This window comes from Paenibacillus sp. J31P190, assembly GCF_059692075.1.
Window position 1 is genome coordinate 1 of record NZ_JCAUAS010000060.1, and the last position, 7,932, is coordinate 7,932.

Genomic DNA, 7,932 nt, shown 5'->3' on the forward strand with positions numbered 1-7,932 from the left:
TCTCAGTTCGTCAAACTTGCTATGCTTTACCCTCATACGAACAACCTCCGGCTAATTTCATTGTATTTTCTTAGCCTAAAAGTGTCCAACTTAATTAGGGGGCTTTATAGATTATTAGCCCATTTGTTGCGAAATGGCCTGTATAGGACCAAATTGTTGTACATGATGCAACAATGTACGGGAAAAGCGCGATAACGGCAGCAATTGTTGCACTTTCTACAACATCATTCAACCGCGCACATGGATTCATTCATCTAGCAACCTCAATTGACCCCAGTTGACGATTGAACCCGATCTAAGAAACACCTCCATGCAGAGCAAGATTAGATGAATGAATCGACGGTCTCCTTATTCCAATGGATACGCGCCGTGTGGGCCAGATTAGGTTTTTTTGAACAGAAGATCAATAGAGACTCATAGAGAGAGATTCGAGAGGAGAGACAGCCATGCGTAACGAGAAAGCGGCACGTGATTGGGATAATCTTGCGGTGTTAGAGCGCAATCGCGCGAAAAGCAGGGCATATTTCATCCCACATTCCGATCAAGCCGGAGCTTTGAGCTATGACCGAGGGAGCTCGCCTTGGTTCAAATCTTTGAATGGCAATTGGAAGTTTCATTATGCGAAGGGGCCTGAATGGGCGCCGGATGATTTTTACCTAGAGAATTATGACTTGTCTGGCTGGGATGAGATCCAAGTTCCGAGCCACTGGCAGCTGAAGGGATATGGCAATCCGCATTATACGGACTTATATTATCCGTTCCCGGTAGATCCTCCGCATGTGCCTAACGATAATCCGACAGGCAGCTATGTGCGAGAGTTTGAGCTTCCACACCATTGGGACGGCAGAAAACTGGCCGTGAAATTCGATGGCGTGGATAGCGCATTCCATATATGGGTCAATGGGACATTCGTTGGTTACAGCCAAGGAAGCCGATTGACGTCAGAATTTGATCTGACACCGTTTGTGAAGCAGGGAATCAATCGTATGGCGGTGCGCGTCTATCAATGGTCAGACGGCAGCTATCTAGAAGACCAGGACATGTGGTATATGAGCGGTATTTTCCGGGATGTGTATCTGGTTTCGGAGCCGTCCTCCATACGGATCGTGGATTATCGAATCGTTACCGAATTGGACGCTGACTATAGCGATGCGACTTTATCCGTTCAAGTTGAACTGCATGGAAATGCGCTGCAAGGGAAGCTCCAACTGCAGCTGTTGGATAATGAAGGTTCATTCGTTGTTTCAGCTGAAGAACAGATCACAGTCTCAACTAATGATCAGACGATTCTGGAATTTTCAATGCCAGTCACGAAACCTGCGCTTTGGAGTGCTGAAGCCCCAACTCTATATCATTTGACGATAGGAGTAGTGGAACAGAACGATAAAGTGGTGGAGACGGTTGCTCAGCGAGTTGGCTTCCGCAGGATCGAAGTGAAGGACGGCCAGTTTTTGGTGAACGGCAAGGCCATCATGCTGAAAGGTGTAAACCGTCATGATCACCATCCGGATACAGGACGCACAGTGACGCTGTCGACCATGATTCAAGATGTGAAGATGATGAAACAGCATAATATTAATGCGGTCAGAACCGCTCATTATCCGAATGATCCGCGGTTCTACGATATTTGCGACGAATATGGTTTATATGTCATGGAAGAAACGGATTTGGAAACTCACGGCTTCGAGCCTCTGGGCAATATTTCACGGTTAAGCGATGATCCTGCTTGGCAGGAAGCGTATGTCGACCGCGTACGCCGCATGGTGGAGCGCGATAAGAATCATCCGTCCGTCCTGTTCTGGTCACTCGGCAATGAGTCCGGCTTCGGCTGCAACTTCCGAGCGATGTCGGCGTGGTGCAAACAAGCAGATCCAACCCGGCTCATTCATTATGAAGAAGATCGCGAAGCGGAAGTGTGCGATATTGTAAGCACCATGTACTCCTCCGTAGAGAAGATGGCAGGCTTCGGTCAGCTGGTGGATCATCCTAAACCGCATATTTTATGCGAATTCGCTCATGCCATGGGGAATGGTCCAGGCGGACTCAAGCCGTATTTTGATACCTTCGATGCTTATAGAAGGCTGCAGGGCGGCTTCGTCTGGGAATGGATCGACCACGGTATCCGCAGGAAGACAGCGGATGGTAAAGACGACTACGCTTACGGCGGAGACTATGGCGATGTGCCGAACAACAGCAATTTCGTCATTGATGGTCTTATTCGTCCGGATCGTACACCTTCCCCAGGTCTGATTGAATACAAGAAAATTATTGAACCTGTTAGGGTCGAGTATATAAAAGATGATCGCATACGCATTATGAATCGCTATGATTTTATAACGCTTGATCACCTCTATGCAGATTGGAGCGTGACGGTAGATGGGCGGACCGTCCAAAGCGGTGTGCTCGTTCTGCCGCGAATTGGCCCTGGTGAAAGTGCAGAGCTGTATGTTCCAGTAAAAGCAGATCTGCAGTTAGCCATATTGGATCAGGGTGCTGAGCGCTGGTTGAATGTCGGCTTCACGCTTGCGGCAGATTGCATCTGGGGTGATCAAGGACATGAGGTAGCTTGGGCACAGCTCGCTCTCGAAGCAGTTGGGAACACAAATGATTCGTCCGTTTCTGAAGCAGCTAGTTTGCCAAAGCGGAGCTTGTCCTGCACAGAGGAAGGGCGTCAGCTCATCCTCGCGAACGATTCATTCCGAATCGCATTCGATACACGGCAGACAGGAATCAGCTCGCTGCGAATGAACGACCAAGAGCTAGTGAACACGGGGCCGCGTCTTAACTTCTGGCGTGCACCGATTGATAACGATATGTATGTCCTGCCTGACTGGTACAAGGCGCATCTCAATAGGCTAAGCGAACGAATTGATAGTTGTCGCTGGGAGCGGCTGGATGAGGGAACGATTCGTATAACTTGGGAGTCTCGCATTGCACCACCAGTATTCGACTGGGGCTTCCGATGTGAAACGATTTACACCATAACGGGCTCAGGTCTTATCGTGATCGACGTGCACGGCGTTCCAGAAGGCAAGCCGCCTGCCATGCTTCCGAAGATTGGACTTCAAATGGAGATACCGGGAGACATGGACGCTGTGAAATGGTATGGACGTGGTCCGGGAGAGAACTACTCCGATAGTAAGGAAGCAGGACGCTTCGGTGTGTATCGGAAGTCTGTAGAAGAACTATTCACGCCGTATATTTATCCGCAGGAAAACGGCAACCGCACTGATGTAAGGTGGGTATCCATTACAGACGGTGCCGGAATCGGCTTGCTCGCGGTAGGAGTATCGACACTTGAATTCAGCGCACGACGCTATACCGACGCTGACTTAGAAGCAGCCAAACATGCGAGTGATCTTATTCCGCGGGATTTCATTACACTCAACCTGGATTACAGGCAGAATGGTTTAGGCAGCAACAGCTGTGGACCAGCTCAATCCCCGGAAAACACTGTCACATCAGAAGCATTCCATTTCCAGATGCTGCTTAAGCCCTATCTATCCGAAGATACCCTACCTGAGCGGTTGAGCCATCAAATGAGACTAGAAGCGAAAGTGAAACATCTACAACAGGAGGGTACAAACCATGCTTAACGCACAAGACGTACTGAACTTATCTGGAAAAATAGCGGTTGTGACCGGCGGTGCCTCAGGGATTGGCCTTGCAACGGCTGAACTGCTGGCCAGCTTTGGAGCTTATTCCGTCCTTCTAGATATTAACGAAGCGCAGGGTGAACAAGCAGTGGCTGGAATTAAACAGCAGGGAGGCCAAGCGAGTTTCTACCGCTGTGATGTGTCTTCCTCTGCCGATTGCCAGCGTGTTGCAGCAGAAATTGATGCTGCACACGGACGAATTGATATTTTGTTCAACAATGCTGGGATTATTCGTCGTAAAACAGTCGTTGAGCTGGAAGAACGTGATTGGGACTTGGTTATAGATGTTTCCTTGAAGGGGGTTTATCTCCTGTCCAAATCTATCATTCCGATCATGGAGCGAGAAGGCGGAGGCAGTATCATTAACTCCGGCTCCGGTTGGGGCCTTAAAGGCGGAGACCGCGCAGCTGCCTACTGCGCTGCCAAAGCTGGCGTTGTCAATTTAACGCGGGCTATGGCTATCGATCATGGCGTCGCTAACATTCGCGTGAACTGCGTATCGCCAGGTGATACGGACACACCGCTGCTTCGTGATGAAGCGAAGCAGCTGCAGCGAAACGAGGCCGAATTCCTAATCGCCTCGGCCGGCGGCCGTCCGTTGGAGAGGCTCGGAACACCGCGTGATATCGCTAATGCGGTCCTGTTTCTAGCCAGTGACATGTCTTCTTGGGTAACGGGAAGCGTGCTTGTTGTGGATGGCGGGGGCATTGCCTAAGGGCAATTCGTGTTTAACTCCGCTTGGTAGTTAAGAATCTATGCGTTATACAACGATGAATGGAGGCGTTACCTTTGCCTAATAACAGAACTTATGCCCATCCTTATATACCGAATACCGTGCCAGAGGTTCGTGATGCGATGCTGAAGGAAATCGGTCTGACCTCGATGGATCAGCTTCATGACGCCATTCCAGACAGCTTGAAGCTGAACGGGGAGATGAACCTCCCGCCAGCAATGACGGAATATGAGCTCCGCCGTCATATAGATGGTTTGCTCGCCAAGAACAAGCACGGTGCCGCTTATCTGAATTTCCTCGGAGCGGGCTGCTGGCAGCATTTTATTCCGGCTGTCTGTGACGAAATCAATCAGCGTTCCGAGTTCGTTACCGCTTATGCCGGTGAACCCTATGAAGATCACGGACGATTCCAAACCCTGTTCGAATATCAAAGTCTAATGGCTGAGTTGGTTGATATGGACGTCATTAATGTCCCCACCTTCGACTGGGCACAAGCGGCTTCAACAGCGATTCGGATGGCGGGCCGCATCACAGGCCGCAGTGTTGCACTGCTTCCAAAGTCAGTCGATCCCGACAAAGTCATGATTATCAACAACTACTGCACACCCGTGATGGAGCTGCGTTTTGTTGAAATCAATGAGGCAACCGGCAAAATGGACTTGAATGATTTGCGCAGCAAGCTATCCAGTGAAATAGCTGCGGTATACTTCGAGAATCCGGGCTACCTCGGCATCATCGAAGACCAAGGACAAGAAATTTCGGAGCTTGCCCATTCTGTGAATGCCATCTCCATCGTTGGCGTGGATCCTATCTCACTTGGCGTTCTTCAGCCTCCGAGCCAATATGGCGCAGATATCGTCTGTGGCGATTTGCAGCCGCTGGGGATGCATATGAACTACGGCGGCGGGCAAGCCGGATTTATCGCGACGCGCGATGAAGAGACCTACGTCATGGAATATCCTTCTCGGTTGTTCGGCATCGTGCCGACGGAGGTTGAAGGCGAATATGGCTTCGGCGATGTAGCTTATGAGCGCACATCCTTCGCCCTTCGTGAGAAAGGGAAGGAGTCCGTTGGTACCCAGACCGCATTATGGGGCATAACCGCAGGTGTCTACCTGTCCTTGCTAGGACCAACCGGTATGCAGGAGGTCGGCGAGACCATCATGCAGAAGTCGCAATACGCGGCCAAGAAAATCTCCGCCATTCCAGGCATTTCCCTTCGGTTCGCAGAAACAGCTTTCTTCAAGGAGTTTGTTGTTGATTTCAACGATACAGGCCTGACTGTGGCTGAAATTAATGCGCACCTTTCAGAAGCTGGAATATTTGGAGGCAAAGATTTATCTGCTTCTTTCCCGGCATGGGGACAATGTGCCCTCTACTGTGTTACTGAAATTCATTCGCAGGCTGATCTAGATCGTCTTGCAGACACCATTCAATCCATCGTTCGCAAACCGTGATCGACTTATATAAAGAAAGGACGGAACGCCATGAAACGAATTCGCAGAGACCATAAAGTCCGTAATTTTCATCAAGCCAAATGGGATGAGCCAGTCATATTTGAGCTTCACCGTCAGGGTGAGCGAGGTGTTATTCCGCCAGGAACGGAGGATGGCATTGCAGCTGAGGTGGGAGACGGTATTGGACGTATCCCTTCTTCTATGAAGCGAAGATCAGCTCCGGCTTTACCCGAGATCGGTCAAGCCAAAGTACTTCGGCATTATTTACGCCTGTCCCAGGAGACTCTTGGCTCCGATATGAATGTTGAGATCGGACAAGGCACCTGTACGATGAAGTATATTCCGCGCATCAACGAGATGCTTATCCGTACGCCCCATATGATGGAGCTGCATCCCTTACAGGATGCTGATTCCGTCCAGGGTATGCTGGAGATTTTCTATAAGCTGGACCTTGCGATGCGTGAGATCAGCGGGATGGATGCCTTCTCGTTCCAACCGAGCAGCGGCACGCAGGCCTTGCTTGCGATGGCATCGATCGTTCGTGCTTATCATGATTCGCGGGGGGAGGGAGATCAGCGGGATGAGATCATTACGACGATTTTCTCCCACCCCTCCCAAGCTGCGACAGCTGCGGTCAAGGGCTACAAAATCATTACGCTGCACCCAGACGAAGACGGCTTCCCAGACATAGAGAAGCTGAAGAGTGTCATCTCCGAGCGAACAGCTGGTTTTGTCGTTGCGAACCCGGAGGACACTGGCATCTATAACCACCGCATTCGCGAGTTTACCGACATTGTTCACGAAGCGGGCGGAGTCTGCTTCTACGATCAGGCCAACGCAAACGGCTTGCTTGGCATCACTAGAGCGAAGGAAGCGGGCTTCGACATGTGCTTCTTCAATCTGCACAAGACGTTTGCGGCTCCTCATATGTGCGGCGGTCCGGCTACGGGCGCACTTGGTGTAAGCGAGGAACTGAAACGCTTCTTACCTGGACCGCTTGTAGATTACGACGGAAGCCGTTATGTCTTGAAGAATCAGACAGCAGACAGCATCGGCAAAGTCCGCAGTTTTCACGGGGTTGCACAGACTGTACTGCGTTCCTACGCTTGGATTATGAGCCTCGGTCCAGATGGGCTGAAGGATGTCGCCCAAATTGCGGTTCTGAACAACAACTATCTCTACCATAAAATCTTGCAAATCCGCGGAGCGAGTGCACCTTATATCAAAGGACGCCGCCTCGAGCAGGTTCGCTACAGCTGGAAGCAGCTTACAGATGAGACAGGTGTCACGACAGAGGACATTACTCGCCGCATGTGTGATTTCGGCCTGCACTACTGGACGTCCCATCATCCGTATATCGTGAAGCAGCCGTTTACCTTGGAGCCGACAGAGTCGTATTCCAAAGAGGATTTGGACGAATACATCCATGCGCTTGAGCATATCTCGAATGAAGCCTACACACAGCCGGATATAGTGAAGTCAGCTCCGCATAACAGTACTGTTCATCGAAACGATGAATCATCCTTAGATGATCCGAAGCAATGGTGCATTACTTGGCGGGCGTATTTGAAAAAGACTCAACCGGTATAAATCAATCTATTGTTTTTATGTTGCTCTCATCTATAATTATTGTTGACAAAGAGGCTCCGTGAGGGGCCTTTTCTGTTTGCCAGTCAGTCGACGAGTTCGGCTCGCGGAGCTCTCGCTGTAAGCGCGTTTACCGCGCTTTCACAGTACGGATGCGCAGGATGGTCAGCTGAGAAGTCGATTTCCGACCTCTCAAACACTGTCGACGAGCTTCGGATCGTGGAATTCCCGCTGAAAGCGCGTTTTTCGCGCTTATTTGTTCGAGACTGCGCGATTAAGCGCGTTTTCCGCGCTTTCACAGTACGGATGCGCAGGATGGTCAGCTTAGAAGTCGATTTTCGACCTCTCAGACACAGTCGAAGAGCTTCGGCTCGTGGAATTCCCGCTGTAAGCGCGTTTTTGCTCTTCTGTCAAGAAAGTGGACACCACTTAGCTAAGCTGCACTTTCGTAGTACAACTGTTCAAATTGCAATGGCGACAAATAACCAATTGTACTATT

5 protein-coding genes are annotated in these 7,932 nt (G+C 50.3%); all 5 read left to right on the forward strand.

The window, feature by feature from the left end:
* Positions 1–446: 446 nt before the first annotated feature.
* Positions 447–3,596 carry a beta-galactosidase, LacZ type gene (gene lacZ / locus AC58U0_RS37105; RefSeq protein ID WP_497383645.1) on the forward strand — a complete coding sequence of 1,050 codons (3,150 nt, stop codon included), beginning with the start codon at positions 447–449 and terminating at the stop codon, positions 3,594–3,596.
* The gene (locus tag AC58U0_RS37110; RefSeq protein WP_497383646.1) at positions 3,589–4,371 is read left to right on the forward strand and encodes an SDR family NAD(P)-dependent oxidoreductase; all 783 of its coding nucleotides are present in this window, start codon (positions 3,589–3,591) and stop codon (positions 4,369–4,371) included. The genes lacZ and AC58U0_RS37110 overlap by 8 nt, the downstream gene beginning before the upstream one ends.
* 74 nt (positions 4,372–4,445) lie before the next feature.
* Entirely contained in the window at positions 4,446–5,846 is a 1,401-nt protein-coding gene (gene gcvPA, locus AC58U0_RS37115; RefSeq protein ID WP_497383647.1) for an aminomethyl-transferring glycine dehydrogenase subunit GcvPA, read from the forward strand.
* Between the two features lie 30 nt (positions 5,847–5,876).
* The gene (gene gcvPB, locus AC58U0_RS37120; protein WP_497383648.1) at positions 5,877–7,436 is read left to right on the forward strand and encodes an aminomethyl-transferring glycine dehydrogenase subunit GcvPB; all 1,560 of its coding nucleotides are present in this window, start codon (positions 5,877–5,879) and stop codon (positions 7,434–7,436) included.
* A 42-nt stretch (positions 7,437–7,478) separates the two neighbouring features.
* Positions 7,479–7,932, forward strand: a 454-nt coding sequence (locus AC58U0_RS37125) for a hypothetical protein (RefSeq protein WP_497383649.1), incomplete at its 3' end; no start/stop codon positions are given.

Bases quoted from the DNA above. Each gene is read 5' to 3' on its own strand.
- lacZ (WP_497383645.1), top strand. From the start codon at position 447: ATGCGTAACGAGAAAGCGGCACGTGATTGGGATAATCTTGCGGTGTTA.
- AC58U0_RS37110 (WP_497383646.1), top strand. From the start codon at position 3,589: ATGCTTAACGCACAAGACGTACTGAACTTATCTGGAAAAATAGCGGTT.
- gcvPB (WP_497383648.1), top strand. From the start codon at position 5,877: ATGAAACGAATTCGCAGAGACCATAAAGTCCGTAATTTTCATCAAGCC.